We start from the raw sequence: 538 nt of genomic DNA, 5'->3' as shown, positions 1-538 counted from the left end.
ACTTGACTGGATCTATCAGATCCGAGTCTCCATAGAAAGGAGGTGATCCAGCCGCACCTTCCGATACGGCTACCTTGTTACGACTTCACCCCAATCATCTACCCCACCTTCGGCGGCTGGCTCCCTTGCGGGTTACCCCACCGACTTCGGGTGTTGTAAACTCTCGTGGTGTGACGGGCGGTGTGTACAAGACCCGGGAACGTATTCACCGCGGCATGCTGATCCGCGATTACTAGCAATTCCGACTTCATGCAGGCGAGTTGCAGCCTGCAATCCGAACTGAGATCGGCTTATAAGGATTCGCTCCACCTCGCGGCTTCGCTTCCCGTTGTACCGACCATTGTAGTACGTGTGTAGCCCAGGTCATAAGGGGCATGATGATTTGACGTCATCCCCACCTTCCTCCGGTTTGTCACCGGCAGTCATCTTAGAGTGCCCACCCAAAGTGCTGGCAACTAAGATCAAGGGTTGCGCTCGTTGCGGGACTTAACCCAACATCTCACGACACGAGCTGACGACAACCATGCACCACCTGTCT

1 rRNA gene is annotated in these 538 nt (G+C 55.2%); it reads right to left on the bottom strand.

From position 1 onward, the window contains the following. Positions 1-35: 35 nt before the first annotated feature. Positions 36-538: ribosomal RNA gene (locus HQN90_RS38190) — 16S ribosomal RNA — on the bottom strand; the annotation flags it as partial.

Origin of the sequence: Paenibacillus alba, assembly GCF_013204855.1 — a bacterium.
Lineage (GTDB): Bacteria > Bacillota > Bacilli > Paenibacillales > NBRC-103111 > Paenibacillus_E > Paenibacillus_E alba.
The sequence above is the reverse complement of the archived record's forward strand: the minus strand, read 5'-3'. Positions and strand labels throughout refer to the sequence as shown.